Origin of the sequence: Archangium sp., from assembly GCF_045802675.1 — a bacterium.
Lineage (GTDB): Bacteria > Myxococcota > Myxococcia > Myxococcales > Myxococcaceae > Archangium.
On the sequence record NZ_JBJMQO010000020.1, the window covers coordinates 106,455 to 130,827 of the forward strand.

Sequence of the window (24,373 nt, forward strand, 5' to 3'; positions counted from 1 at the left end):
TGGACCATGATGGGCGCCTCGCCCCCGTCGGGAGACACCCGTTGTCCGCCGCCACCTCACTCCCCGAAACGCCCGCCACGCCCCTCCCCTCTCCACTCCCCTCTCCCGAGCCCCATGAGCGGCTGAGCGGGCCCCGCCGGGCCGTGGTGCTCTTCGTCGTCCAGGGCATTCCCCTGCTGGGCTTCTGCGCCGGGGTATGGCTCTTCCTGCGCGAGGGCATCCGCGCCTGGGACGTGGGCCTGCTGGCGGCGATGTACCTGCTCACCATGGTGGGCATCGAAGTGGGCTTCCACCGCTACTTCGCGCACCGCACCTTCGAGACGACGCGGCCCCTGCGCGCCCTCTTCCTCATCCTCGGCTCGATGGCGGGCCAGGGCTCGGCGCTGCTGTGGAGCGCCGTGCACCGCACGCACCATGCTCATACGGACCAGCCGGGCGACATCCACTCGCCGTGGCTCGGCCGGAGGAGCGCATGGGACAAACTGTGCGGGTTCTTCTGGGCCCAGTTCCTCTGGTACCTCGATGTGCCTGCCATTGGCCGCTTCGGCCGCCTCCTGGACCGCCACCGCGCGTCTCCCGCCGGGCTCCTGGCCTCCCGGGAGACGGACCAGGAGCACCGCTTCGCGCGCACCCTCCCCGACTTCCTGCGGGACGAGCCGCTCGTGCGCCTCAACCAGCGCTATGGCACCTGGGTGCTGCTCGGCTTCGCCCTGCCGGCGCTGGCGGGAGGCCTCGTCACCGGCTCGTGGGCGGGCGCGCTGCGCGGGCTCGTCTGGGGCGGCCTCGTGCGCTACTACGTCGTCCAGCAGGTGACCTTCGCCATCAACTCGGTGGGGCACACGGTGGGCGTCCGCTCCCTGAACAGCCGCGACTACAGCCGCAACAACGTGGTCATGGCGGTGCTGACGCTCGGCGCGGGCTGGCACAACAACCACCATGCCTTCCCCGGCTCGGCCCGCGTCGACTTCCGCTGGTGGCAGGTGGATCTGGGAGGACTGCTCATCCGCCTGCTGGCGCGGCTCGGGCTCGCGTGGGAAGTGCGCGCGCCTTCTCCGGAAGCCCTCGCGGCGGCGCGTACCGGACACTGAGCCGCCGCTTCGGTGCGGTGTCCAACCGTCCGGTCCGGAAACACCTGGAGGCCCGGGGGTTGGCCTCCGTACGCTGCCGCCTTCCCCCTCAGCGGAGCCGCCACGGATGACCCGGCGAACCTTGGTTCTCTCCTGTGCCCTCCTGGCCCTCCTCGCGTGCGGTGGCGCGGAGCCCGGGCCCACCCCGCCCCAGGACCCTCCGGCCGACAACCCCACGCCGCGGGAGCCGGCTCCCGAGCCCACGCCCACGTGGGTGACGGTGCCCGCCTCCGACGCACGAATCCAATACACGGGGCGGGTGGAGGTCTCCGCCACGTCCGCGGCGTTCTCGTACCCGGGTGTCTCCATCAAGCTCCGGTTCAAGGGAGACGCGGCCGAGCTGCTCCTGAAGGACCAGGGCGCGGGTGACGAACGGACGACCAATTACTATCAGGTCACCCTCGATAGCCAGACACCCGTGAAGCTCGCGGTCCGTGCGAGCCAGACGTCCTATGAGCTTGGCCGGAACCTCGCGCCGGGCGAGCACACGCTCGAGCTCGTCAAGCTGACGGAGAGCGAGGTCGGCGCGAGCGAGCTGCAAGGATTCAAGGTTCATGGTGAGCCGTTGGAGCCGCCAGCCCGTCCGGCGCTGCGGCTCGAGCTCATCGGAGACTCCATCACCTGCGGCTATGGCAACGAGGTGTCCCTCCAGGAAGCGGACAACCCGACGACGGGCTTCCACTCCGTCAACGAGAACATCACCCGGACGTATGGCTGGCTCACCGCGCGCGCGCTCGGCGCCGAGGCGATGTTCACCTGCTACTCGGGCCGGGGGGTGTACCGGAACAACACCGGGGACACGGCGGGGACGCTGCCTCGACTCTACGACCGCGTCATTCCCACCCGGGACACCCCGCGCTGGAGCTTCGCGCGCTACACCCCCGACCTCATCGTGCTCAACCTGGGCACGAACGACTTCGCCCCCGGGGTGCCGGACTCCACCCGGTTCACCACCGCCTACAAGGACTTCGTCACCCGGCTCCGGGGCCAATACCCCCAGGCGCGGATCCTCTGCGCCGTGGGCCCCATGATGAACGACTGGTACCCCTCGGGGGAGAACCACTGGAGCACCCTCCAGAGCTGGGTGTCCTCGGTGGTGAAGGGCTTCAACGACCGGGGGGATGCCCGCGTGCACTACCTCGCCTTCACCCCGCAGACCGAGCCCTATGGTGAGGACTGGCACCCCTCGGCCACGACCCAGCAGGCCATGGCCACGCGGCTCACGGACTTCATCCGCGCGCTTCCTTGAGCACGGCCCGCGCGGTCCAGACGCCTCACGGGACTGTGTGAAGAATTACAGCCCGATGGCCTGAAATGACTTGCATGCGCTCGCCTGCCCGGCGAGCGGGCACGGTTGTCTGTGTTGAGCACATAACAGTTTTGATGGATGCTCTTCACAGCTCGTCTCAACGCGGCGTCGCGTTGTCATTGAGCAGGAGCACACGAGTCACGACACATCACAACCCTCTCCGAGCGCCGGGGCGATGAGCCTCGTTCGCGCGAACGGGAGGGCCGCGTCCCGAAGTCAACGTCAGTCGTCCCCCCGCTGTCTGTCTTCCCTTCCTTCCAGGACATACACCCGTGAAGAAGACCCTTCTGCTGGCTGAAATGCTGCTCGTCATCGCTGGCGCCGGTTGCGGCGCACCCGATACCACCGCCCCAGAAGACACACGGGAGGCAGTCACGACAACAGCCGCCAACGCACTGACCGTGCAGAACTGCACCCCCCTCTCCGCGCTCACCGTGGTGGCCTCGGGCAATGACGGCAACGTGCCGCAGAACACCCTCGACGACGTGCTCGACACGCGCTGGAGCAGCTTCGGCAAGGGCTCGTGGATCGACTACGACCTGGGCGCGGACCGCACCCTCTCGGGGGCCGCCATCGCGTGGCACCTGGGCAACACGCGCGCCAATGCCTTCACCCTGTCCGTGTCCTCGGATGGGACGAATTACACGACCGTCTACTCCGGCACGAGCAGCGGGACGACCACGGCGGCCGAGACGTACACGTTCGCCTCGCGCACCGCCCGCCGCCTGCGCATCACCGTCAATGGCAGCACGCTGAACGACTGGGCCAGCATCGCCGAGGCCCGTGTGTGCGGCTCGTCCTCGACCGGCTCCACCGTGGTGTGGCGCGGCGACTTCGAGACGGGCGACCGTTCGCAATGGACCAGCACGCAGATGGTCAGCGCGGACCGGTTGCAGGTGGTGCCCTCTCCCGCGCGGCAGGGCAGCTATGCCCTCAAGGCCACGGTCATCCAGGGCGATGACCCCATCAACGCCAGCGGCAACCGCAACGAGCTGGTGAAGATGACGCGCGAGGCGGTGGGCTCGGAGTACTTCTACAAGTGGAGCACGATGTTCGCCTCGGACTTCCCGAGCGTGAAGACGTGGCAGCTCTTCGCCCAGTGGCACCACGAGGGCGGCAGCGGCTCGCCGCCGGTGGAACTCTACGTATACGGCGAGGAGATGCGCCTGAACATCGGTGGGGACCCCGGCGTCATCGTGTGGAAGGCGCCGCTGGTGCGCGGGCAGTGGCAGGACTTCATCCTGCACGTGAAGTGGTCGCCCGACCCGAGCGTCGGCTTCGTCGAGCTGTACTACAAGGGCCAGCTCGTCCTGCCCAAGCGCTCCATCGCCACCCAGTTCCCCGGGATGCTCAACTACCTGAAGGTGGGCCTCTACCGCAGCGACACCGTCACGGCGCCGGGCGTCGTCTACCACGACGGCTGGACCATGGCCCGCAGCCTCGCCGACGTCCTCTGAGCCAGCCCCTCCGGTCGCGTTTTCCAGCAACTGGTCCGATGGTCGTACCAGTCCGCGAAAAACGCGCCCGGGAGTCCCCCGCCTTCAGGGGTGACCCGCCCGGTACGGTGGCGCCCGGCCGGACTCCGGTGGACAATGCCCCTCATGCGACGGGTGATGGACCCCTTGAAACACGCCTGGAGCCGGGCGCGCGAGCGCTGGTGGGTGCGCCAGCTGATGGACCTTGCCCTGGTGGCGCTCGTCTTGGTGGCGATCGCCACCTGGCAGACCCGCCACCTCCCCACCGGAGCCCCCGCGCCGGACTTCACCCTGCGCACCCTCTCCGGCGAGCAGGTGCGTCTGTCCGAGCTCCGCGGCAAGCCCGTGGTGCTCGCCTTCTGGGCCCCCTGGTGCGGGGTGTGCAAGGCCGAGTCCTCCACCCTCTCCGGACTGCGAAGCACCGTGGGTGGCTCGGCGCACGTGCTGTCCGTGGCGGTGGCCTACGAGCACGAGGAGGACGTGCGCCGCTTCGTCCGGGAGCACGAGGTGGACTACCCCGTGCTGCTCGGCGGCCCCGAGCTCATGCGGGCCTACTCCGTCGAGCAGTTCCCCACCACCTTCTTCGTCTCCTCCGACGGCAACCTCGAGCGGGCGGCCGTCGGCTACACCACCCGCCTCGGGCTGCTCTGGCGGTTGTGGCTGTAGCGGTGCCCCTCACCCCCAGCGGTCCACGAGGTACCACAGCAGCGCCGCCCCGAGGCAGCTCGGGACGAGGGCGCTGCCCGCCTCCACGGAGGAGACCACCAGGTGCCCTCCTCCCGTGGGCAGCAGCAGGGCGGCGGCCGCCACCAGCCACGCCACCACGAGGATGAACACACGCCGTGCCTTGCGCTCGCGCGGGGGCAGGCGCTGGAGCAGCTGCTGCTGGAAGCCCTCATCGGAGAGGCTGGATGGCAGTTGCCGCTGGAGCAACGTGTCGAGCCAGGCCTCGTCATCGCGGCCGTTCATGGGACCTCCTCGAGTCGCAGGCGCAGCTTCTCCTTCGCGCGCGCGACGTGGGTCTTGAGCGTCCCCAGGGGGCAGTCGAGGATGACCGCCGCCTCCTCGTGGGTCAGCTCGTTGGCGTAGGTGAGGACGAGCGCGGCCCGCTCGCGGGGCTTGAGCGTGGCCAGGGCCCGCTCCAGGTCGTAGCGCTCCAGCAGCGTGTCCGCGAGCAGCGCCTGTGCGGGGAGGCCGGCCTCCAGCTCGGCAGACTCCACGGGGGTCTCGCGGCTGCCCCGGTCCCGGCTGAAGAACGCGTTGCAGGCGATGCGGTAGAGCCACGAGGAGAACTTCGCTCCCCCCCGGTAGCCGCGCAGCCCCCGGTAGGCGCGCAGGAAGGTCTCCTGCGCCAGGTCATCCGCCTGCGCCAGGTCTCCCCCCGTCAGCCGGCGCAGCAGGCCGCGCACCGCGGACTGGTGCCGGGCCACCAGCTCGCCAAAGGCGCGCCGGTCGTCCCGCACGAGCACCCGAGAGATGAGCTCGGTGTCCGAGGGTTCTGGAGGAGGAGAGGCCATGAGGCGCGGAGGCTACGGCTGGGGCTCGGGTGACAGTTCGCGCGACAGCACGCCCCGGCCCTGCTGCAGGCGCCAGACGAGCAGGTGCCCCACGCCGATGAGCAGCAGCGTCAGCCCGGCACCCCAGGCCCCATTCGTGTCGGGGACGACGGCCAGGAAGATCGCCAGCCCCAGCCCCGAGGTGGACAGGATGATGCCCCGCCGCAGGTCCGACGGCTTGCGCTTGGGGGACGGCGCGAGCAGGCCCTGGGGAATCTCCGCCCCCTTCTCCACCATCAGACGCACCGTCTCGTGGAGCTGGCGCCCCTTGCGGTAGCTCGCGAACAGCCAGCCCAGGAAGCCCGTCAGCATGCTGCTGAAGAAGACGATGCTGATGGCGATGGGCGTGGGGTCGAAGTCGTTGCCGTTGGCCAGCCTCGCCTCGCGCGTCTGGAGCAGCTCGAAGAGCTGTTCGTTGGTGAGCCGCGCCTCGGGATCCATCTGCTTCGCCTGGGCCTCCATCTCGGCCGCCAGACGCTGGTACTCGGCCTCCAGCTCCTTCTGACGGCTCTCCAGCGCCTGGCGCCGGGCCTCGAGGTCCGGCCGCGTGGGCGTGGTCGGCGTCGTGGCCGTGGTCGGCGTGGTCGGCGTGGTCGGCGTCGTGGCCGTGGTCGGCGTGGACTCGGCCCGGGCCGCTCCCGCTCCCGCGAGCGAGGCCAACAGACACACCGTGAGAATCTGACACTTCATGAGACGGCTCCTTACCAGCGGTTTCTTTCGGCGTTGGGACTCCCGGACCCTATTTCTTGGATTCACCCCCCCTTTTTTTCCCCGCCGTGCATCACGCCCGGAGTGCTGGCATGGTGCGGCGCATGCGCGACCGCCTGCTCCTGCTCTCCCTGGGGATCCTCTGGCTCGGGCTTCCGGGCTGCTCCTCCACCCCCAAGGACCCTCCCGAGGAGGGCCCTCGTTACAACGGAGGCCCGGTCTCCTGGTACCGGGACGTCCAGCCCATCATCCAGAACCGCTGCCAGGGGTGCCACGCGGACAACGGCGTCGCGCCCTTCTCGCTGGAGACGTACGACCAGGCGTCCGCGAGGCATCAGATGCTGGCCGACTCGGTGCAGGCGCGCCGGATGCCCCCGTGGATGCCCGCCGAGGGCCCCCACCGCTTCCGCGACTCGCGGCGGCTGACGCAGGGCGAGGTGGACATCCTCTCGGCCTGGTCCGGGCAGGACGCGCCCCAGGGTGACCCGGCGGACGCGCCTCCTCCGCTCGAGCCCACGCCGCCCCTGGCCTGGACGGACCTGACCATCGGCCCCGACGCGCCCTACACGCCCAAGGACACGGCCTCGGATGACTACCACTGCTTCCTGTTGGAGCCCCACCTGGAGCAGGGGCGCGACCTCATCGGTTTCGAGGTGATGCCGGGAGTGAAGCAGCAGGTACACCACGTGCTCCTCTTCGCCGCGCCCCGCCAGGCGGCGCTCGACCGGGATGCGCGGGAGGAGGGCCCCGGGTGGACGTGCTTCGGCGACTCGGGCGTGGGGAAGGCGTCGCTGCTCGGAGCATGGGCGCCGGGCTCTCCGCCCACCCGCTACCCGGAGGGCACGGGCGTGAACGTGGCGGCCGGCTCGGTCTTCGTCATGCAGGTCCACTACAACATCTCCCAGCGGCCCGCCGCCGAGCCCCCCTCGGGCGTCACCGCCGCGAGCGTCACCGCGATGCACGGCGAGGCCCAGCCGGACCTCACGCGCATGGCGTTGCAGTTCTCGCGCGAGCCCATCGCGAAACCCGCATCGCTCTATCTCCTGGCGGATGGCGCGTTCTCCATTCCCCCGGGCGCGACGGGCTATGCCCACCACACGAAGCAGTACGTGCCCTCGGGCACCCTCTGGGGCGTGCTGCCGCACATGCACACCAAGGGCAGGCGCATCGTGGTGGAGAAGGGGGACGAGCCCCTCGTCGAGCTTCCCGCGTGGGACTTCCACTGGCAGCAGATGTACTTCTACCGGCAGCCCCTCGACGTGCCGCTCTTCAGCCAGATGAAGCTCACCTGCGTCTGGGACAACCCCACGTCCCGCACCGTGGAATGGGGCGAGGGCACGGATGACGAGATGTGTCTGGCCTACCTCTACATGACCGAGTGACGCGCGCCCGCGAGCACGGCGAGGAACACCGCATGCGCAAGCCAGGAACGATGAGAAACCCTCTGTGCCGGTTCACCCTCGTGGGCGCCTTGCTCGGCCTGGGCCTTCCGGAGGCCCGGGCCAGCGAGCCGGAGCGTCCCCGCGAGCGCTGGGGCATCGCCACCGCGCGGCTCAGCTGGCACACGGGCGTGCCGGACTACACCGGGCTGTCGCTGACGGTGAACGCCATTCCGCGGGTGGACGTGGAGGTGGGCGCCACGCTCGTGCTGCCCATCGTCGGCTCCACGTACCTCCGGGCCGGCCCGCGCTTCAGCCTCTACGAGGGCCGCGACGACGCGGGACATGGCGTGTCGCTGCGGTGGTCGGCGCTCGCGGGGGCGCGCAACACCTCCACGTACGAGGTGCGCCAGGGTGCCTGGCGCGCGCAGTGGGGGCTCAACGTCGTGGGCACGCTCGAGGGGACGTACTGGCTGCTGCGCCACTTCGGGGTCAGCGCGCAGCTCGTCGCCGGGGGCACCTCCTACCTGCCCTTGCGCGGCCCCGTGCGCCCGCTGCTCGGGCCGCTGACGCCCGACGCGCGCTTCTCGCTCGGCCTGTCCTTCTGAGCGGTTGCCCGAGTCCTGGCTCCCCGGGCTTCCCTCCCGTCCCTCCGTCACATCTCCCAGCGGGTGACTCCATCCTCCAGACGGGGGTGTCCTGGCCATCCCGGCCCACCGCCGTCGCCAGGAATCGAGGAGGAAGCGATGAGCGCCAACGGACTACAGAGTTTCGCCTTCCACCGTCACGAGCAATCCGATGTCGTGGATGCCATCCGGCCCATTGTCGGTTTCGACATGCCCCTGCCGGATGGCCGTCCGGCGATCGCCGGGATTGATCCCGAGACAGCAGCCAGGCGCTACCTCGCCGAGGCCTTCGCCAGCCCGGCCCTTCCCACCTTCAACACGCCGGAGATCGACGGCCAATCCTCCGAGTTCCGCACCCTGGGCACCGAGAGCGTGCCGCTCACCGGCACCCACGTGGTGAAGTTCCGGCAGGTCTACCGCCGCATTCCCGTCTACGGCTCGCTCGTCACGGTGGAGCTGGACGAGAACAACGAGATGCTCGGCCTCAACTCGTCCATGGGGACGCCGCCCGCGGACCTCGATCCCATGGCCACCCTGTCGCCCGCGCAGGCCATGGACATCATCCGCCAGCGCGCCGGCCAGGACGCGCAGTCGCTCAACGCCCTGCCGCGCCTCGTCTTCTACTTCCAGGAGCCCGCGCAGCGCTGGCTCCTGGCCTACCTCGTCGAGAACGTCGCCAGGCGCCAGCCCGACACCTCGGCGGGTGCCATGCGGCGGGCCCCGGAGCTGCTGGACTACCTCGTGGACGCGCACAGCGGCAACCTCATCGCCGAGCTGCCGAGGACCCAGAGCATCCAGGGCCCGGACCACCAGCCGGACCTCCAGTCGCCTCAGGGCCTGGGCCCGTCCCAACAGCTCCTCTTCCGCCGGAAGCGCCAGGCGCCCCAGTTCGAGGAAGCCCCCGACGGGCTGGGCGTGCGCCGCAAGTTCGCCGCGAAGAAGAAGGGCGAGGCCTGGCAGCTCGTGGACGACGAGCTCAACGTGCACACCTACGACTTCGGGTACCACGACCTCGAGCGGGAGGACAAACTGCTGCCGGGCTCGTACGTGGCCCGTCCGCCGGAGTGGGATCCCGCCGCGGTGAGCGCGCACGCCAACGCGGTGGAGGTGGTGCTCTTCCTGCGCAAGGTGCTCAAGCGCGAGGGGCTCGACAACCGCGGCGGCCCCGTCATCTCCAGCATCAACTGCTGCTACGGCGGCCTGGGACACAAGGAGTGGCACAACGCCGCGTGGATCGGCACGCAGATGGTCTACGGACAGCGCGCCCTCGACGGCAGCAGGATGCGCTCCTACGCGGTGGCCCGCGACGTGGTGGCGCACGAAATCCTCCACGGCCTCACGGACCACTCGGCGCGGCTGGAGTACGCCGGCATGTCCGGGGCGCTCAACGAGTCCTACTCGGACATCTTCGGCATCATCGTGTCCAACCTCACCAACCCGGACGTGGGCACCTGGAACTGGGAGATGGGCGAGGATCTGAACGACTCGGGCATCCCCATCCGCGACATCAGCGACCCGGAGAAGTACGGCCAGCCGGGGCACATGGACGACTACGAGTTCCTCGCCGTGGGCCCGAACACCGACTGGGGCGGGGTGCACACCAACAGCGGCATCCACAACAAGGCGGCCTACCACCTGCTCACCGCCAAGGACGCCCAGGGCCAGTTCCTCTTCGACGCGCGCGAGGTGGCGGCCCTCTTCTACCTGGCGCTCACCCAGCACCTGTCGCGCACCTCCAAGTTCATCGACAGCCGGCGCGGGGTGGAGCTCTCCGCGCGCACCTTCTTCCGCAATGATCCGCGGCAGAAGGAGAAGCTCGCCGCCATCGGCGCCGCCTTCGACGCGGTGGGTATCACCTCCAACCTCGGCGTCACCTTCGAGCCCCAGAAGCTGTCGAGCTGACGGCTCGCCTTGGGGTAACCTCAGCGGCCCATGGACGAACCCAACGGTCGGCTCATCCAGACCCTCCTCGAGGCCCGCAAGCACCACTGCTTCCCCCCCGACGTCCGCGTCGGGGCCCCGGAGCTCATCGAAAAGGTGCTCGCGCTGCTCTTCCCCCACTTCGCCGAGCGCCTGGACTGCAGCGCGGTCGGCGTGCGCTCGGAGGTCGCGGTGGTGGAGGCCATCCTCACCCGCTCCCTGAACACGCTCGCCCCGCGCTACCCCGGCCTGTCTCCGGACCTGCCCCAGCACTTCATGGAGCAGCTCCCGGAGCTCTACGCCTGGTTGCGCCAGGACGCCGAGGCCATCTTCGAGGCCGACCCGGCCGCCCGCAGCGTGGACGAGGTCATCCTCACCTACCCGGGCTTCTACGCCATCGCCATCTACCGCATTGCCCACGCCCTGCACGGCCTGGGCTTCCCCCTGCTGCCCCGGCTGCTCACCGAGCTGGCCCACCAGCGCACCGGCGTGGACATCCACCCGGGCGCCACCATCGGCCGACGCTTCGTCATCGACCACGGCACCGGCGTGGTCATCGGCGAGACCACCCTCATCGGCAACGGGGTGAAAATCTACCAGGGCGTGACGCTCGGCGCGCTCCAGGTGCAGAAGGCCCTGGCGGACAAGAAGCGCCACCCGACCATCGAGGACGACGTGGTGGTGTACGCCAACGCCACCATCCTCGGCGGCGGCACCGTGGTGGGCCGCGGCAGCATCATCGCCGGCAACGCCTTCATCACCCACTCCATCCCCCCCGAGTCCGTCGTCACCCGCCGCAGCGAGGTGCGCCATCGCGAGGGGAATGCGGAATTCGATGAGCTGGAGTATCACATCTGATATAACAGACGTCCATCTGCCGCAGCAGACACCCCCCCTTTTGGACGAGGCTCGAATCCCATGGCGAAGGTGAACAACATCCTGGAGACGGTGGGCAACACGCCGCACGTGCGCATCAACCGGCTCTTTCCCTCGCGCGTCGAGGTGTACATGAAGTTGGAGCGGGCCAACCCGGGCGGGAGCATCAAGGACCGCATTGGCGTGGCGATGATTGAAGACGCCGAGCGGCGGGGCGTGCTCAAGAAGGACAGCGTCATCATCGAGCCCACGTCGGGGAACACGGGCATCGGCCTGGCGATGGCGGCGGCGGTGAAGGGCTACAAGCTGGTGCTGGTGATGCCCGAGTCGATGAGCATCGAGCGCCGCCGGCTGATGGCGGCCTACGGGGCCACGTTCGAGCTGACGCCGCGCGCGCAGGGCATGAAGGGCGCCATTGCCCGGGCGCAGGAGCTGGTGTCGCAGAACCCCAATGCGTGGATGCCGCAGCAGTTCGAGAACGAGGCGAACATCGAGGTGCACAAGCGCACCACGGCGCAGGAGATCCTCAAGGACTTCCCCGAGGGCCTGGACTACATCATCACGGGCGTGGGCACGGGCGGCCACATCACGGCCTGCGCCGAGGTGCTCAAGCCGAAGTGGCCGAAGCTGAAGGTGTTGGCGGTGGAGCCGGTGAAGTCGCCGGTCATCAGCGGCGGGCAGCCGGGGCCGCACCCCATCCAGGGCATTGGCGCGGGCTTCATCCCGAAGAACCTGCACAAGGAAGCGCTGGACGGCGTCATCCAGGTGACCGAGGAGGATGCGTTCGACTTCACGCGGCGCTCGGCGCGCGAGGAGGGCATCTTCGTGGGCATCTCCTCGGGAGCGGCGCTGGCGGCGGTGAACAAGAAGCTGGCGGACATCCCCGACGGCAGCCGCGTGCTCTGCTTCTGCTACGACACGGGCGAGCGCTACCTCTCCATCGAGAACCTCTTCGCCGCGCAGTAGGCGGGAGGAGTGCGGGGCGGGGCGCCATGGGCCCTCGCCCCTCGTGGCTCAGCGTCCGGAGAACGCGCGCACCATCTCCACGAGCCGGTCTATCTCCCCGGGCTGGTTGTAGAAGTGCGGCGAGATGCGGATGCGGCCCCGGCGCAGCGAGAAGCTGACGTTGCGCTCGGACAGGTGCGAGGCGAGCGCCTTCACGTCCCCCTGCGGCGGCAGGAAGGTGAGGATGCCGGCGCGGTGCTCGGGCGAGGGACCCGTCTCGCAGCCGAAGGCGCGCAGCTCCGTGTCCAGGTGCGTGAGCAGCTCCTGGATGCGGCCGTGGACCCTCTCCATCCCCACCTCCAGGAGCAGTCCCAGGGCGGCCCCCAGCGCGTAGGTGCCCGCGTAGTTGTGGCTCCCCTCCTCGAACTTCGTGGCGTCCGGACGCAGCTCGAAGTGGGCGCGGTTGAAGTTCCACGCGTCGGTGGTGGAGCGCCACCCGACGAGCACGGGCCGCACGCGCGGGAGCACGTTCCGGTCCACGTAGAGGAAGCCCACGCCCGAGACGCCGATCATCCACTTGTGGCTGTCGGCGCTCAGGAAGTGGATGCGGCTCTTCTTCACGTCCACGGGCAGGCAGCCAACGCTCTGGATGCCATCCACGCAGAAGAGGACGCCCGAGCGCTCGCACAGCGCGCCGATGGCGTCCAGGTCGGTGCGGTAGCCGGTGGCGAACTGCACGGAGCTGAGGGCCACGAGCCGGGTGCGCGGGGTGAGCGCGGCGGCCACGGCCTCGGGCGTCACGCCACCTTCGCGGGGCTCGATCTCCCGGACGACGACACCCCGGTCGCGCAGGTGCAGCCAGGGGTAGACGTTGGAGGGGTACTCGAGGGCCGAGGCCACGGCGACCTCATCTCCGGGCCGCCAGTCGAGCCCCTCGGCGACGAGGCCGAGCCCATGGCTGGTGTTGCGCACCAGGGCGATCTCCTCGGGCGCGGCGCCGATCATCTTCGCGGCGAGCTTGCGGCTGTTCTCGGTGCGCGCCTCCCAGCCGCGCTCGAAGCGCACGCCGTGGTGCAGCACATCGTCGATCCACTCGCGCATCGCGGTGGCCACCCGCTGGCTGGTGGGGGCGACGCCCGCGTGGTTGAAGTACAGCTGCTCCTGCACGACGGGGAACTCGGAGCGGTACGCGTCGAGATCGGGGGGCGGAGTCATGGGCGGCACCTTATGCCGCTCCGGCCCGGATGGGCATCCGTCATGGCGCCCGGGGGAGACGACAGGGCCGGTGGAACGCGCGGCGCGCCACCGGCCCCGGCACTTCCGCTCAGCGGGACGAGCAGGCCAGCGCGAGCCCCTGCTCCGAGGCGCCCGGCGTCACCACCTGGGCCAGGCCGGCCGCGCCGTCGCGGGAGAAGGCCTCGAGCGCCTGGGCCACGGCCTCGCGCGAGTGCACCGTCACCGTCGAGCCGGAGGCCTCCACCACCTCGACGGCGCCGTCCACACGCTCGTGCGCGCGAATCAGCAGCGTGCCCGACTCGTCACGCACGGCCAGGCCGTCCTCGAGCGGCTCGAAGTAGCGCACCTTGGGCTCCTCGCCGGCGCGGTCCAGTTCGATGCGCATCACGCCGCTCTGGGCGTCGCGCGACATGCGCAGCGTGTCCGTGGGGCTCAGCTGCACCACGCGCGTCCCATCCTCCTGCGTCCCGGCACCGGCCAGCACGTTGTTGCCCGACCAGAACTCGATGCTGTTGAAGACGATGGCATCGACGAACACGCTCACGCCGTACACCGGGATGAGGGTGAAGGCGAGGAACACCAGCCACCGCACGAACTTGTTCGCCGAGACCCCCTCGTTGAGGCCGTAGACCTTCTTCGTCAGGGCGAACGAGCCGAAGCACCCGGACACGTGGAGAGACAGGAAGGTGGCGAACAGAGCGGCGACCAGGCGAGACGAACGCGACTTCATGAATCCTCCGTGAGGGCCGACGCCGGATGTTCCGGCGCGCCGGAGGGTCACCCTACTTCCACGGGGGGGACGTGTCCGCAGGCTCGTGCGATGAAAAAGACGGAGGGCCGCGCGGGATGTCCGGGGAAGGGACATCCACGGCGGCCCTCGTCAGCGAAGGGAGCGCGGCGTGACTCGGGTACGTCCTATTTCCGCGGCGCCACCGTCGGCCCCGCGGCCTTGTTCGTGCCCTTCGTCCACTGATCCAACCAGTCCAGCACCCCCTCGTGCCACTGGATGCTGTTGGCCGGCTTCACCACCCAGTGGTTCTCGTCCGGGAAGTAGATGAGCTTGGAGGGAATGCCCCGGCGCTGAAGCACCGTGAACGTCGCCAGGCCCTGCGTGTCCACCACGCGGAAGTCCTGCCCGCCGTGGATGACGAGCATCGGCGTCTTCCACTTCGCCACGTGGTCGATCGGGTTGTGCTTCGTGTAGCCCTCGGGCTTCTCCCACGGCGTGCCCCCGTGCTCCCACTCGGGGAACCAGAGCTCCTCCGTGTTGAAGTACGCCAGCTTCTCGTCGAGGTTGCCGTCGTGGGTGACCAGGCACCGGAAGCGGTCCGGCATCTGCCCGGCGATCCAGTTGATCATGTACCCGCCGTAGCTCGCGCCCAGCGCGCACACCTTGTCGCCATCCATGAAGCCGTAGCGCTTGATGGCGGCCGCCAGGCCCTTCTGCAGGTCCTCGAGCGGCTTGCCACCCCAGTCCCCACGGATGGAGTCCGTGAAGCCCTGGCCGTAGCCCGTGGAGCCGTGGAAGTCGACCATCACCGCCACGTAGCCCCGGCCCGCATACGTCTGCGGGTTCCACCGGTAGTGGAAGTGGTTGCCGAAGCTGCCCTGCGGACCGCCGTGGATGAGGAAGGCCACCGGGTACTTCTTCTTCGGATCGAAGTCGGCCGGCTTCACCACGAAGCCGCGCACCGTCTCGCCCTTCCAGCCGGCGAACTCGAACTGCTCGTAGTCGCCAAAGCGGATGCGGGCCACGGCCTCCTCGTTGAGGCGCGTGAGCTGGCGCGCCTCGCCGCCCTCCGCGCCCACCGCGTACAGGTCCGAGGGCGACTTCAGGTCATCGCGCAGGAAGACGACGCGGCCGTCGGGCAGCGGCTGCGGCTCGGAGGCATTGCCCTGGCCGCTGAGCGCGCGCACCTGGCCGCTCGCCACGTCGAGGGAGAAGACGGGGTGCTGGCCCAGGTCATCCGCGGTGACGAGCACCGACTTGCCATCCGCCGTCCAGGACAGCGAGCCGGCCGAACGGTCCCACGACTCGGCGAGCACGCGCTCCTTGCCCTCGGGCCACGAGCGCAGCACCACGCGCAGCCGGTCCGACTCGTAGCCGGGACGCGACATGGCCAGGTACGCGAGCGTCTTGCCATCCGGGCTGAACACGGGCTGCGTGTCCGTGGCGCGGTTCTTCTCGGTGAGCTTGCTGGGCGCGCCGGGCTTGTCCAGCGGGGCGAGGAAGAGATCCAGGTCGGTGGACCAGGACTCGCTCTGGCCCACGTCGCGCGCGGTGAAGACGAGCCCCTTGCCATCCGGGGTGAAGGTGAACTCCTCGGGGCCGCCGAAGGGCTTGCTGGGGCCGTCGGCGTCCATGCCCGCCATCACGTCGCGCGGGGTGCCGCCGCCATCCACCGGCAGGACGAAGAGGTGGTTGCGCTTGCCATCCGCCCACGTGTCCCAGTGGCGGGTGAAGAGCTTGTCGTAGACGCGGCCGGTGCTCTTCTTCTGCGACTGCTCCTTCTGACGCTGGGCGGTGCACTCCACCGTGGTGCAGTCGGGGTAGACCTCGAGGGCCACGGCGAGCGTCTTGCCATCGCGCGACAGGGCGAAGGCGCCCACGTCGAGGGGCAGCTTCGTGACGGCGCGGGCCTCACCGCCCTCGAGCGGGAGACGGAACACCTGGCTGGAGCCGCCGCGCGTGGAGAGGAAGAAGAGGCTCTGGCCGTCCGGGCTCCAGACGGGCTGGCCCTCGCTCTCGGGCGAGTACGTGAGCTGGCGCAGGCCGGTGCCGTCGGCATTGACGAGCCACAGGTCCGTGCGGCCCTTGTTGGCCTCCAGGTCGGTGGTGCGCAACACGAAGGCGATGCGCTTGCCATCCGGGGACGCGCTCGGACTGGAGACCCGGCGCAGGGCGACCTGGTCCTGGATGGTGAAGGGCTTGGATTGAGTGGGGGCGGGGGCGGCGGCCAGGACGAGCGCCGCGGCGAGGGAGAGGGTCAAGGGGTTCTCCGTGCGAGTCGACCGCTCACGTCCCGCGGGACTGCCGGGGCGAGAGGCGGTGGGACGGTGCCTGTTTCAACAGGTACTGTCCACCCTTCATCCCGACGAGGAACTGACGCGCCGCATCCTCGCCCGCCGGCCCATACCTGGAGTCAATCGCTCCTCGCCCCTCCGGGCGAGAGGAACGAGGAGGGGGTTTCCGGGCTCTCCCGGAAACGCGTGCGACTCCCCGTAGACTCCGCGCACGCGTCTCGAACGGGAGGGATTCATGCGCGTCGTGACGTATCGCCATTCCAGGAGGCGGTGGCTCCGTGGGTGGAGTGGGCTCGCGCTGCTGTTGTTGCTCACGGCTTGTGCCACGAATCCTGGCCTGAGGGGGCCTGCGTGGTACGCGCAGGCAGGTTTCGCCGGACAGCAGGCTGTCGACGTCGATTTCGAGGCGCCCACGCCACGGCGGGCGGAGGAGCTGCGCCAGAGCGGCGTGCAGTTGCCTCGAGTGTCGCAGGAGGTGGCCGACCCCCGAGCGCATCGGGATTTCGTCGACGCCCGAGTGACTGCCGTGGGCTTTGGCATCACCGCGGGAGGGTATCTCCTCTACTGCGACGGATTGCCGCTGCCCGTGCTCGTGCCGGAGTCGCAGGTGGACCTGGGACTTACGAGCGCGGAGCCGCTGAATGCCTCCATCTACCCGGACCGGAACACGGCCGTGGCGGACATGGCGGCCGGGGCCTCCGGGTCTGGACACGCGGGGTATGCCTATTACCGGGGAGCGGGAGGGGCACTCATCGTGCCCACCCTCTTCTCTCCGGCCACCACGCCTCGCATCGCCCGGACGATGCTCGAGGTGCGGCAGCACCTGGCGGAGACGACTCAACGCGAGCTGAAGATCCTGCTGTTATCCCTGACGGGGACGAAGGTCCTGCAGGGAGTCTTCTCGCGCGTGGTGCGGTTGAGCGCGGAGGAGCCAGCACTCCGTCCGCTGCCTCGGGAGCAAGGACTCAGGAGTGAAGCTCGGGCGCCGCGAGAGCCAGTTCCGCCATCCGCAGCATCTCCTGTAGAACCCGCTCCCGCACCAGTAGCGTCCGCTCCCGCGCCGACTTCGCCCGTGCCCTCACCGGGATTGGCCCAGGCGCTCACGGGCAGCAACCCGACTCGGCAGGTGGCTCCTGGCCCGCGCCTGCCCCGGGATGTAGCGGCCAAACCGACGGTGCCCCAGGTACGTCGGGCAGATCGCCCCATCAGCCGCAGTCCCACCCAGAATGCGCAGCTCCAGGCGGACACCCAATACCTGGACAAAATAGGCGCCACGAACATCCGCGTGAACCAGCAGCAGGTCACGGTGAGCGATGGGCAGCGTGTTGGAGTCAATCGCCCAGATCTACAGTTCGATTATAAAGGCCGCCGCTATCAGGTGGAGTACGACACGCCCACGTCGGGCCGTGGCCCCAGTCACCAGTCGCGCACCACGTCCAACGATCCGGACGCGGAAACGATCCTCCTCATCGTGCCCTGACGGGCGAGGCCCACCGGATGACCGACACCATGAAGGGACTGCTCCTGGAGGACCGCTGGGCGCCCGTCACTTCGGAAATGGGATTTCTGGAGACCGATGCGGAGCACGCCGCCCGCGCCTACGCGGCGTGGCAGGCAGGGTTGGTGGTGAACGATGGCGTCGCCGTCGAGGTGCGCCCGGTCACGGCAGGCTCTCTGGAACAAGCGCTCTCCGCCCTGTTGCCCCTCACGAATTCCGAGACGCAGCGGCATCTCTTCATTCCCACACGCAGCCCCTGGACGGCGTTCGTCGAGAACGGGTGGCGGGGGACATATGCCTCGGGACCCATGCGCTACATGGCCCGGACGTTGGGCTGCCGGGGTCTCCGTGTGGTCGCCGTGCCCCATACCCTCCGCGAGGACAAAGGCCGCTATGGAGCCGTGATGCTCGAGGTGTACGGCCCGCACGAGACACACTGGCTCAACTACGTGCGCGCCTTGGGTGCGTCCAATGATGGGGGCCGCTGGGTCTTCGACCAATCCGGTGAGCCCTTCCCCTTCGAGAGGCTGGAGCAGTACCAGGCGCGCCGGGTGAGGGACCGGTTCACCTTCGACATGCTCCGGGAGTACCTGCGTCACCTGGGGCTATCGCCCTTCGAGGAGTCCTTCTACCTGCCGCCGGGCACCCCCGCGTGGCTGGTGGAGAAGACAGGTCCGCCCGTCGTCGCCCGGAAGCAGTACACCCTGGCCGAGGCCCGCGAGGACCTCTGACGTACGGCCCCCGGGGAGAGCGGGTTCCAAGACCCAGCTCCCCCCGAGAACCCGGTCCCGTGGTTCAGCCGCGGGCCGCGCGGGTGCGCGCGCGGTTCTTCGAGCCCGCGCCCGAACCCGAACGCCCGGACTTCGCCGTGGACTTCTGCTTCCGCGTGGCGGGGGGCTTGCGGGCCGACGTCTTGGAGGACTTCTTCTTGGAGGCCTTCACCGGGGTCTTCTTCCGGGGCTCCTCCTGCTGCTCCTCCTCCAGGGGGGCGAGGATGGTGCCGCGGCAGGTGGGCGCGCCGCAGCGGCAGATGTACATGCGCTCCTCCTCCTCGCCCATGTCGTCGGTGCGGTCGTACGCGTAGTCGTAGCAGAGCTCCTCGCCCACGGAGATGTCGCGCAGCGCGTAGATGTAGATGCGGTCCCCCTCGAGGAACGCCTGGCAGTTGGGCGCGCACGAGTGGTTGATGAAGCGCGCGTCGTTGCCCTCGTGGGCCGCGTCGATGACCGTGTCCTCGTCCACGTTGAAGAGGAAGGTGTGGTGACGCGACATGGCGTTGTCGTCGTAGCGCGCATCGGCCACGGCCTGGGAGATGCGCTGGCCGAGGTACTCGATGACGCGCGCGCCCTTGCGGATGGGCCGCGTGGCGAAGGCGCCCTGGCCCTGGATGGACGAGGGCCTCAGCTCGAAGGGCTGCGGCGTGAGGGTGGGCTGCTTCCGGGAGGTGGGCTTCTTGGTCGTGGGAGCTGGCATCGGTAAGGAATTGGAGACGCGCCGGGTCAGGCGCGGTAGGGTGCCTCAGTCGGACCTCTGAAGGAAGAAAGGCGCTCGACGATGCGGCTGTGGCTCATTCTCGGCGCGGCAAGCGCGTTCCTATCCGTGGCGGCGGGGGCATTTGGCGCGCACGCGCTTCGGGCGAGACTCGCCCCGGACCTCCTGACCATCTTCGAAACCGGCGCGCGTTACCACATGTATCACTCGCTGGCTCTCATCGCGATTGGCCTGTTGGCTCAACTGCGCCCCAGTCCCCTGTTGAACGGTGCCGGCTGGGCCATGGTGGCCGGCATCCTCCTCTTCTCCGGCAGCCTGTACGCGCTGGCGCTCTCCGGCGTGCGCGCCCTGGGCGCCATCACCCCGCTCGGGGGCCTGGGCTTCCTCGCCGGCTGGCTGCTGTTCGCGCTCGCCGCCTGGCGCCAGACGGGCTGAGCCGGGCGTGTCCCCGCTCCCCCGCTCTCCTGGCAACCCCGTCCCCCGGTGCATCGCCCCCAGGGGATACCCACCGTATTCCGGGGAGCCAGGAGCCCCCGCTGGGAGCGCGCGGCCATGAAGACCCTCCAGGACGTGATGACCCGCGGCGTGGAAGCCATCGCCCCCCACGCCACCCTGACCCAGGCCGCGGAGAAGATGCGGCAGCTCAACGTGGGGCCCCTGCCCGTCTGCGAGGGCGACACGCTGGTGGGCCTCGTCACGGACCGCGACCTCGTGGTGCGCGGCATCGCCATGGGGCATGACCCGGACACCTCGCACGTCTCCTCGGTGATGACCGAGGACGTGGAGACGCTCCCCCCCGGCGCCAGCCTGGAGCAAGCGGCGAAGTTGATGGAGGAGCGGCAGCTGCGCCGGCTGCTGGTGGTGGATGGCGGGGGGAAGCTGGTGGGCATCGTCTCGCTGGGGGACCTCTCGCGCGAGGTGGACGACACCACCGCGGCGCGGACCCTGGAGCACCTCTCCGAGCCCTCGGGGCCGGTGCACTGAACCGGGAGCCGGGAGCACGAATCAGGTTTTCTTTCTCGGCATTCCCCCGTCAGGTAGGGTCCCCTCTTCATTTTCGCGCGAGAGCACCCGATGGACGAGACGCCACAACCCAGGCTCGGCAGCCGGCTCCGGAGGGCCCGGATGCGCCTGGAGCTCACCCAGGAGCAGGTGGCCACGTCGGTGGGCTTCGTCCCCACCGTCTACGGGCGCATCGAGCGCGGCGACATGCTGCCCAGCGTCCCCAAGCTGCGCGAGCTGTGCCTGCTGCTGGGCGTGTCGGCCGATGCGCTCCTCTCCCTGCGCCCCGACGACAGCGTGCCCCTGGGCCCGGCTCCGGAGAATGCGCCAGCGGCGGCGCCCGTGGACTCCCTGGAGCTGCGGCGCCTGGACGTGCTCGTGCGCGAGCTGCCTCCCGACAGGTTCCGCCTGTTCCTCATCGCGCTCGAGACGATCGCCCACCCCGACGCGGAGTGAGGGGCATCGGAACGGGGCGGGATGATGCCCGACGTGACGAAGCTCGAACAGACATGTCTGCGATTGGGAACGAAGCCGCTCGCGGTCGCGGGTAGGCACTCCCCCGTAGTCACGGCCTCCGCGCCCCAGCCAGTCCCCCCTCTGACTCCCGTCCGAGCGCACTGTCCGCTTCCCGGCACTTCCTCCCTTTTTTTCAGGCCCGGGTGTCATTCCCTCAACACTTCCCAGCCCGGTTGATCGCCTGGGCGTCAGTCAGCCGACAGCGCGTCCCGGGTTCGCCCTGGGTTTCCGGTAGGAAGAGGGGGTAAAGAAGCGCGGTGCCAGATCCGACGGCTCGCGCGACCACAGCTCCGACCAACATGTCCCCCCCTACCGCGCTCCCCCGCGTCGATGTGCTGGCCGTTGACGACACGCCCGCCAACCTGCGCTCCCTCGAGGCGCTGATGGCGGATCTGGGCGCCAACGTCGTCCCCGCCTCCTCGGGTGACGAGGCCCTGCGCCTGCTGCTGGAGCGCGACTTCGCCCTCATCCTCCTGGATGTGCAGATGCCCGGGATGGATGGCTACGAGACCGCCAGCCTCATCCGCCTGCGCGAGCGCACCCGCCACATCCCCATCATCTTCATCACCGCCTTCAACCGCAGCGAGGTGAACGTCACCCGCGGCTACGAGCTGGGCGCGGTGGACTACCTCTTCAAGCCCATCGTCCCGGAGATCCTCCGCACCAAGGTGGGCGTCTTCCTCGACCTCCACCGCAAGACGGAGGAGGTCCGCCGCCAGGCGGAGCTGCTGCGCCAGGCGGAGAGCCGCGAACACGAGCGGCAGCTCGCCGAGGCCCGCGCCCACTACGAGCGCTCCCTGCTGCAGCAGGAGATGGAGCGCGAGCGCAAGGTGTCCGAGGCCCGCGAGCAGCGCGCCCAGGAGCTCGCGAAGCTGGTGCACGAGAAGGAGCAGGCCCAGTCCGCGCTCCATGAGAGCAACGCCCGCCTGCGGCTGCTCGCGGACACCGCCAGCCGCCTGCTCAAGGGCACCGAGGGGAGCACGCTGCTGGACAGCGTCCACCAACAGATCGCCGAGCACATGGGGCTCGAGGTCTGCCTGGGCTACCTCTCCCACGAGGGCAACGGCTCCCTGGAGCTCGCCGCCCACGCCGGCATCCCCGCCCGGGTGGTGGTGCGCCTGGAGCACCTGGAGCCCGGACAGGGCGTCGCGGGCAAGGTGGCCGCCGAGCAGAAGCGCTGGGTGCTGGATGCCGGTGCCGCCGCCAACGGGCCCTCGCCGGATGCCGCGCCCGAGCTGGGGCTGGCCGCGCTCGCGTGCTACCCGCTGCTGAGCCAGGGCCGCGTGCTGGGCACGTTCGCCTTCGGCACCCGCATCATGCGCGCCTTCTCCGCCGACGAGCTCTCGCTCATGCAGGGCGTGTGCGATCAGGTCGCCGTGGCCCTGGAGCGCGAGCGGCTCATCGGCGCCCTGCGCGACGCGGACCGCCGCAAGGACGAGTTCCTCGCCATGCTCGCCCACGAGCTGCGCAACCCCCTGGCCCCCGTGCGCTCCGCGCTCGAGGTGGTCCGGATGCGCATGAAGCAGGACGACATCCTCCAGCGCACCATCGCCAGCGCCGACCGCCAGGTGGCGCACATGACGCGCCTGGTGGATGACCTGCTGGACGTCAGCCGGATTACTCGCGGCAAGGTCGAGCTCAAGACCTCCCTCGTGCCCCTCACGGACGTGGTGGAGGGCGCCGTGCAGGCCTGCGAGCCCATCATCAGCCAGCGCCGCCACGAGCTGAGCGTCTCCATCCCCTCGGAGACGGTGATGCTCCAGGTGGACCCCACCCGCATGACGCAGGTGGTGGCCAACCTGCTGCACAACGCCGCCAAGTACACCCCCGCCGGCGGCCGCATCCAGCTGCGCGCCGAGCGCCAGGGCAACGAGCTCGTCCTCAACGTGCGCGACAACGGCATCGGCCTGCGCCCGGACATGCTCCACCGCGTCTTCGAGCTCTTCGTGCAGGTGGACCCGGGCAGCGACCGCGCCCAGGGCGGGCTCGGCCTGGGCCTCACCCTGGTGCGCAGCCTCGTGGAGATGCACGGCGGCAGCGTGTCCGCCCGCAGCGAGGGCATCTCCAAGGGCAGCGAGTTCACCGTCCGCATGCCCCTGCCCGCCGAGGTCCCCGCGGCCCTCTCGCTCCCCAGCATGGTGAAGGCCGCCACCACCACCGCCCACAAGCTGGAGCCGCTCCACATCCTCCTCGTCGAGGACAACCCGGACATCCGCGAGACGCTGCGCGACCTGCTCGAGCTCCATGGCCACCGCGTGGAGGAGGCCAGCGACGGGCGCTCGGCGGTGCAGATGGTGCTCTCCCAGCGTCCCCAGGTGGCCCTGGTGGACATCGGCCTTCCCGAGCTCGACGGCTACAAGGTCGCCGAGCTCGTCCGCGCCTCCGCGGGCGGCGCCGACACCCGGCTCGTGGCCCTCACCGGCTATGGCCACGCCGAGGACCGCAAACGCGCGCTCGATGCGGGCTTCGATGCCCACCTCGTCAAGCCCGTGTCCGCGGATGACCTGTCCCAAGTCTTGAAGAAGCTCTGTACAGCGGCCTAGCCGCCCTTCCCCCCCACCCCCTCAGGTTCCGGCGTGCCGCCCCCAGCGGCGGCCCCGCCCTTCGAGTCCGCAGCACAGGAGTCGCTCCACACCATGGCAACGCAGCCCGACAAGTCTTCGACCGACAAGGCCGACAACGCGCTCGATCCCAAGCTCCTCCTCAAGACGATCCAGTCCATCCGCAAGGGGGACTTCAGCGTCCGCATGCCCGAGGACCGGACCGGTACCACCGGGAAGATCTACGACACGCTCAATGAGATCATCACCCTCAACGAGGCGCTGACCCATGAGTTCGAGCGCATCAGCCTTGTGGTGGGCCGCGAGGGCCGCATCTCCCAGCGCATTACGCTGACTGGCGCCACCGGCAGCTGGCAGGCGAGCGTCGACGCGGTGAACTCGCTCATCACCGACCTGGTGCAGCCCACCACCGAGGTGACGCGCGTCATCGGCGCGGTGGCCAAGGGTGACCTGGGCCAGACCATGACGCTCGACTTCGAGGGCCGCGCGCTCAAGGGCGAGTTCCTCCGCACCGCCCAGGTCGTCAACAGCACCGTGGCGCAGCTGGCCTCGTTCGCCTCGGAAGTGACCCGCGTCGCTCGCGAGGTGGGTACCGAGGGCAAGCTGGGCGGCCAGGCCGTGCTGCGCGGCGTGTCCGGCACCTGGAAGGAGCTGACCGACAGCGTGAACCTCATGGCGAGCAAGCTCACCGATCAGGTGCGCGACATCGCCAAGGTGACCACCGCGGTGGCCAACGGTGACCTCTCCAAGAAGATCACCGTGGACGCCAAGGGCGAAATCCTCGAGCTGAAGAACACCATCAACACGATGGTGGATCAGCTCTCGTCCTTCGCCTCGGAAGTGACCCGCGTGGCCCGCGAAGTGGGTACCGAGGGCAAGCTGGGTGGCCAGGCCGTCGTGCAGGGCGTGTCCGGTACGTGGAAGGACCTCACGGACAACGTGAACAGCATGGCCTCCGGCCTCACCGCCCAGGTGCGCAACATCGCCGAGGTGACCACGGCCGTGGCCCGCGGCGACCTGTCCAAGAAGATCACCGTGGACGTGAAGGGCGAGATCCTGGAGCTGAAGAACACCATCAACACCATGGTGGACCAGCTGAACGCCTTCGCCTCGGAAGTGACCCG

At 69.6% G+C, this 24,373-nt stretch carries 23 protein-coding genes; 16 read left to right on the forward strand and 7 right to left on the reverse strand.

Annotated elements, in window-relative coordinates:
* Window positions 1–41: 41 nt before the first annotated feature.
* From ACJ8AN_RS05170 to ACJ8AN_RS05185, 4 genes are all read left to right on the forward strand, one after another.
* Window positions 42–1,088 (forward strand): acyl-CoA desaturase, encoded by a 1,047-nt coding sequence (locus tag ACJ8AN_RS05170; RefSeq protein WP_407754104.1) that lies wholly within the window; start codon window positions 42–44, stop codon window positions 1,086–1,088.
* 106 nt (window positions 1,089–1,194) lie between these two features.
* Entirely contained in the window at window positions 1,195–2,376 is a 1,182-nt protein-coding gene (locus ACJ8AN_RS05175; protein WP_407754105.1) for an SGNH/GDSL hydrolase family protein, read from the forward strand.
* Window positions 2,377–2,708: 332 nt separating this feature from the next.
* Window positions 2,709–3,893, forward strand: a complete 1,185-nt coding sequence (locus ACJ8AN_RS05180; protein WP_407754106.1) for a heparin lyase I family protein — start codon at window positions 2,709–2,711, stop codon at window positions 3,891–3,893.
* A gap of 156 nt (window positions 3,894–4,049) precedes the next feature.
* Window positions 4,050–4,577 (forward strand): TlpA family protein disulfide reductase, encoded by a 528-nt coding sequence (locus ACJ8AN_RS05185; protein ID WP_407754127.1) that lies wholly within the window; start codon window positions 4,050–4,052, stop codon window positions 4,575–4,577.
* 9 nt (window positions 4,578–4,586) lie between these two features.
* Here ACJ8AN_RS05185 and ACJ8AN_RS05190 read toward each other — a convergent pair whose 3' ends face one another.
* Genes ACJ8AN_RS05190 through ACJ8AN_RS05200 form a run of 3 tightly spaced genes read right to left on the reverse strand, consistent with a single transcriptional unit; the run spans window position 4,587 to window position 6,157 of the window.
* Window positions 4,587–4,880, reverse strand: coding sequence for a hypothetical protein (locus ACJ8AN_RS05190; RefSeq protein WP_407754107.1), 294 nt, complete (start codon window positions 4,878–4,880; stop codon window positions 4,587–4,589).
* Window positions 4,877–5,428, reverse strand: a complete 552-nt coding sequence (locus tag ACJ8AN_RS05195; protein WP_407754108.1) for an RNA polymerase sigma factor — start codon at window positions 5,426–5,428, stop codon at window positions 4,877–4,879. Before ACJ8AN_RS05195 ends, ACJ8AN_RS05190 begins: the two co-directional genes overlap by 4 nt.
* A 12-nt stretch (window positions 5,429–5,440) precedes the next feature.
* A complete protein-coding gene (locus tag ACJ8AN_RS05200) occupies window positions 5,441–6,157 on the reverse strand; it encodes a DUF6249 domain-containing protein (RefSeq protein ID WP_407754109.1) in 717 nt (238 codons plus the stop codon).
* A gap of 110 nt (window positions 6,158–6,267) precedes the next feature.
* Here ACJ8AN_RS05200 and ACJ8AN_RS05205 point away from each other — a divergent pair, with 110 nt between their 5' ends.
* The 5 genes from ACJ8AN_RS05205 (at window position 6,268) to cysK (ending at window position 11,942) form a co-directional block, all read left to right on the forward strand.
* Window positions 6,268–7,557, forward strand: coding sequence for a hypothetical protein (locus ACJ8AN_RS05205; RefSeq protein WP_407754110.1), 1,290 nt, complete (start codon window positions 6,268–6,270; stop codon window positions 7,555–7,557).
* 50 nt (window positions 7,558–7,607) lie between these two features.
* A complete protein-coding gene (locus ACJ8AN_RS05210) occupies window positions 7,608–8,162 on the forward strand; it encodes a hypothetical protein (protein WP_407754111.1) in 555 nt (184 codons plus the stop codon).
* A gap of 138 nt (window positions 8,163–8,300) precedes the next feature.
* Window positions 8,301–10,082, forward strand: coding sequence for a M4 family metallopeptidase (locus tag ACJ8AN_RS05215; protein ID WP_407754112.1), 1,782 nt, complete (start codon window positions 8,301–8,303; stop codon window positions 10,080–10,082).
* Between the two features lie 30 nt (window positions 10,083–10,112).
* The gene (gene epsC / locus ACJ8AN_RS05220) at window positions 10,113–10,958 is read left to right on the forward strand and encodes a serine O-acetyltransferase EpsC (protein WP_407754113.1); all 846 of its coding nucleotides are present in this window, start codon (window positions 10,113–10,115) and stop codon (window positions 10,956–10,958) included.
* 60 nt (window positions 10,959–11,018) lie between these two features.
* Window positions 11,019–11,942, forward strand: coding sequence for a cysteine synthase A (cysK, locus tag ACJ8AN_RS05225; protein WP_407754114.1), 924 nt, complete (start codon window positions 11,019–11,021; stop codon window positions 11,940–11,942).
* Window positions 11,943–11,990: 48 nt separating this feature from the next.
* Here the strand turns inward: cysK and ACJ8AN_RS05230 are convergent, their stop codons facing one another.
* From ACJ8AN_RS05230 to ACJ8AN_RS05240, 3 genes are all read right to left on the reverse strand, one after another.
* Window positions 11,991–13,136: an aminotransferase class V-fold PLP-dependent enzyme gene (locus tag ACJ8AN_RS05230; RefSeq protein ID WP_407754115.1), complete on the reverse strand. Its 1,146-nt coding sequence runs from the start codon at window positions 13,134–13,136 to the stop codon at window positions 11,991–11,993.
* Between the two features lie 109 nt (window positions 13,137–13,245).
* On the reverse strand, window positions 13,246–13,887 hold the full coding sequence (locus ACJ8AN_RS05235) for a DUF3332 domain-containing protein (RefSeq protein ID WP_407754116.1): 642 nt from the start codon (window positions 13,885–13,887) through the stop codon (window positions 13,246–13,248).
* Window positions 13,888–14,072: 185 nt separating this feature from the next.
* Window positions 14,073–16,148: a prolyl oligopeptidase family serine peptidase gene (locus ACJ8AN_RS05240; protein ID WP_407754117.1), complete on the reverse strand. Its 2,076-nt coding sequence runs from the start codon at window positions 16,146–16,148 to the stop codon at window positions 14,073–14,075.
* Between the two features lie 481 nt (window positions 16,149–16,629).
* Between ACJ8AN_RS05240 and ACJ8AN_RS05245 the strand changes: the two genes are divergently transcribed.
* Complete coding sequence (locus tag ACJ8AN_RS05245; protein WP_407754118.1) at window positions 16,630–17,661, forward strand: hypothetical protein; 1,032 nt, start codon at window positions 16,630–16,632, stop codon at window positions 17,659–17,661.
* Window positions 17,662–17,690: 29 nt separating this feature from the next.
* Window positions 17,691–18,410: a hypothetical protein gene (locus tag ACJ8AN_RS05250; RefSeq protein ID WP_407754119.1), complete on the forward strand. Its 720-nt coding sequence runs from the start codon at window positions 17,691–17,693 to the stop codon at window positions 18,408–18,410.
* 64 nt (window positions 18,411–18,474) lie between these two features.
* On the opposite strand, the gene ACJ8AN_RS05255 is transcribed toward ACJ8AN_RS05250, so the two are convergent.
* Window positions 18,475–19,152 carry an SET domain-containing protein gene (locus tag ACJ8AN_RS05255; RefSeq protein WP_407754120.1) on the reverse strand — a complete coding sequence of 226 codons (678 nt, stop codon included), beginning with the start codon at window positions 19,150–19,152 and terminating at the stop codon, window positions 18,475–18,477.
* Window positions 19,153–19,233: 81 nt separating this feature from the next.
* Here ACJ8AN_RS05255 and ACJ8AN_RS05260 point away from each other — a divergent pair, with 81 nt between their 5' ends.
* The 5 genes from ACJ8AN_RS05260 to ACJ8AN_RS05280 form a co-directional block, all read left to right on the forward strand.
* On the forward strand, window positions 19,234–19,605 hold the full coding sequence (locus tag ACJ8AN_RS05260) for a DUF423 domain-containing protein (protein ID WP_407754121.1): 372 nt from the start codon (window positions 19,234–19,236) through the stop codon (window positions 19,603–19,605).
* A gap of 117 nt (window positions 19,606–19,722) precedes the next feature.
* Window positions 19,723–20,154, forward strand: a complete 432-nt coding sequence (locus tag ACJ8AN_RS05265) for a CBS domain-containing protein (RefSeq protein ID WP_407754122.1) — start codon at window positions 19,723–19,725, stop codon at window positions 20,152–20,154.
* A gap of 90 nt (window positions 20,155–20,244) precedes the next feature.
* Complete coding sequence (locus ACJ8AN_RS05270; RefSeq protein ID WP_407754123.1) at window positions 20,245–20,628, forward strand: helix-turn-helix transcriptional regulator; 384 nt, start codon at window positions 20,245–20,247, stop codon at window positions 20,626–20,628.
* 359 nt (window positions 20,629–20,987) lie between these two features.
* Window positions 20,988–23,231 (forward strand): response regulator, encoded by a 2,244-nt coding sequence (locus tag ACJ8AN_RS05275; protein WP_407754124.1) that lies wholly within the window; start codon window positions 20,988–20,990, stop codon window positions 23,229–23,231.
* A gap of 93 nt (window positions 23,232–23,324) precedes the next feature.
* On the forward strand, window positions 23,325–24,373 hold a 1,049-nt coding region (locus ACJ8AN_RS05280), incomplete at its 3' end, for a HAMP domain-containing protein (RefSeq protein WP_407754125.1).

What these genes read in the sequence shown, in the direction of transcription:
- cysK (WP_407754114.1), top strand. Translation starts at nt 11,019, where the DNA reads ATGGCGAAGGTGAACAACATCCTGGAGACGGTGGGCAACACGCCGCAC.
- ACJ8AN_RS05215 (WP_407754112.1), top strand. Translation starts at nt 8,301, where the DNA reads ATGAGCGCCAACGGACTACAGAGTTTCGCCTTCCACCGTCACGAGCAA.
- ACJ8AN_RS05175 (WP_407754105.1), top strand. Translation starts at nt 1,195, where the DNA reads ATGACCCGGCGAACCTTGGTTCTCTCCTGTGCCCTCCTGGCCCTCCTC.
- ACJ8AN_RS05205 (WP_407754110.1), top strand. Translation starts at nt 6,268, where the DNA reads ATGGTGCGGCGCATGCGCGACCGCCTGCTCCTGCTCTCCCTGGGGATC.
- ACJ8AN_RS05230 (WP_407754115.1), bottom strand. Translation starts at nt 13,136, where the DNA reads ATGACTCCGCCCCCCGATCTCGACGCGTACCGCTCCGAGTTCCCCGTC.
- epsC (WP_407754113.1), top strand. Translation starts at nt 10,113, where the DNA reads ATGGACGAACCCAACGGTCGGCTCATCCAGACCCTCCTCGAGGCCCGC.
- ACJ8AN_RS05235 (WP_407754116.1), bottom strand. Translation starts at nt 13,887, where the DNA reads ATGAAGTCGCGTTCGTCTCGCCTGGTCGCCGCTCTGTTCGCCACCTTC.
- ACJ8AN_RS05260 (WP_407754121.1), top strand. Translation starts at nt 19,234, where the DNA reads ATGCGGCTGTGGCTCATTCTCGGCGCGGCAAGCGCGTTCCTATCCGTG.
- ACJ8AN_RS05195 (WP_407754108.1), bottom strand. Translation starts at nt 5,428, where the DNA reads ATGGCCTCTCCTCCTCCAGAACCCTCGGACACCGAGCTCATCTCTCGG.
- ACJ8AN_RS05255 (WP_407754120.1), bottom strand. Translation starts at nt 19,152, where the DNA reads ATGCCAGCTCCCACGACCAAGAAGCCCACCTCCCGGAAGCAGCCCACC.
- ACJ8AN_RS05190 (WP_407754107.1), bottom strand. Translation starts at nt 4,880, where the DNA reads ATGAACGGCCGCGATGACGAGGCCTGGCTCGACACGTTGCTCCAGCGG.
- ACJ8AN_RS05210 (WP_407754111.1), top strand. Translation starts at nt 7,608, where the DNA reads ATGAGAAACCCTCTGTGCCGGTTCACCCTCGTGGGCGCCTTGCTCGGC.
- ACJ8AN_RS05270 (WP_407754123.1), top strand. Translation starts at nt 20,245, where the DNA reads ATGGACGAGACGCCACAACCCAGGCTCGGCAGCCGGCTCCGGAGGGCC.
- ACJ8AN_RS05250 (WP_407754119.1), top strand. Translation starts at nt 17,691, where the DNA reads ATGAAGGGACTGCTCCTGGAGGACCGCTGGGCGCCCGTCACTTCGGAA.
- ACJ8AN_RS05265 (WP_407754122.1), top strand. Translation starts at nt 19,723, where the DNA reads ATGAAGACCCTCCAGGACGTGATGACCCGCGGCGTGGAAGCCATCGCC.
- ACJ8AN_RS05275 (WP_407754124.1), top strand. Translation starts at nt 20,988, where the DNA reads ATGTCCCCCCCTACCGCGCTCCCCCGCGTCGATGTGCTGGCCGTTGAC.
- ACJ8AN_RS05200 (WP_407754109.1), bottom strand. Translation starts at nt 6,157, where the DNA reads ATGAAGTGTCAGATTCTCACGGTGTGTCTGTTGGCCTCGCTCGCGGGA.
- ACJ8AN_RS05185 (WP_407754127.1), top strand. Translation starts at nt 4,050, where the DNA reads ATGGACCCCTTGAAACACGCCTGGAGCCGGGCGCGCGAGCGCTGGTGG.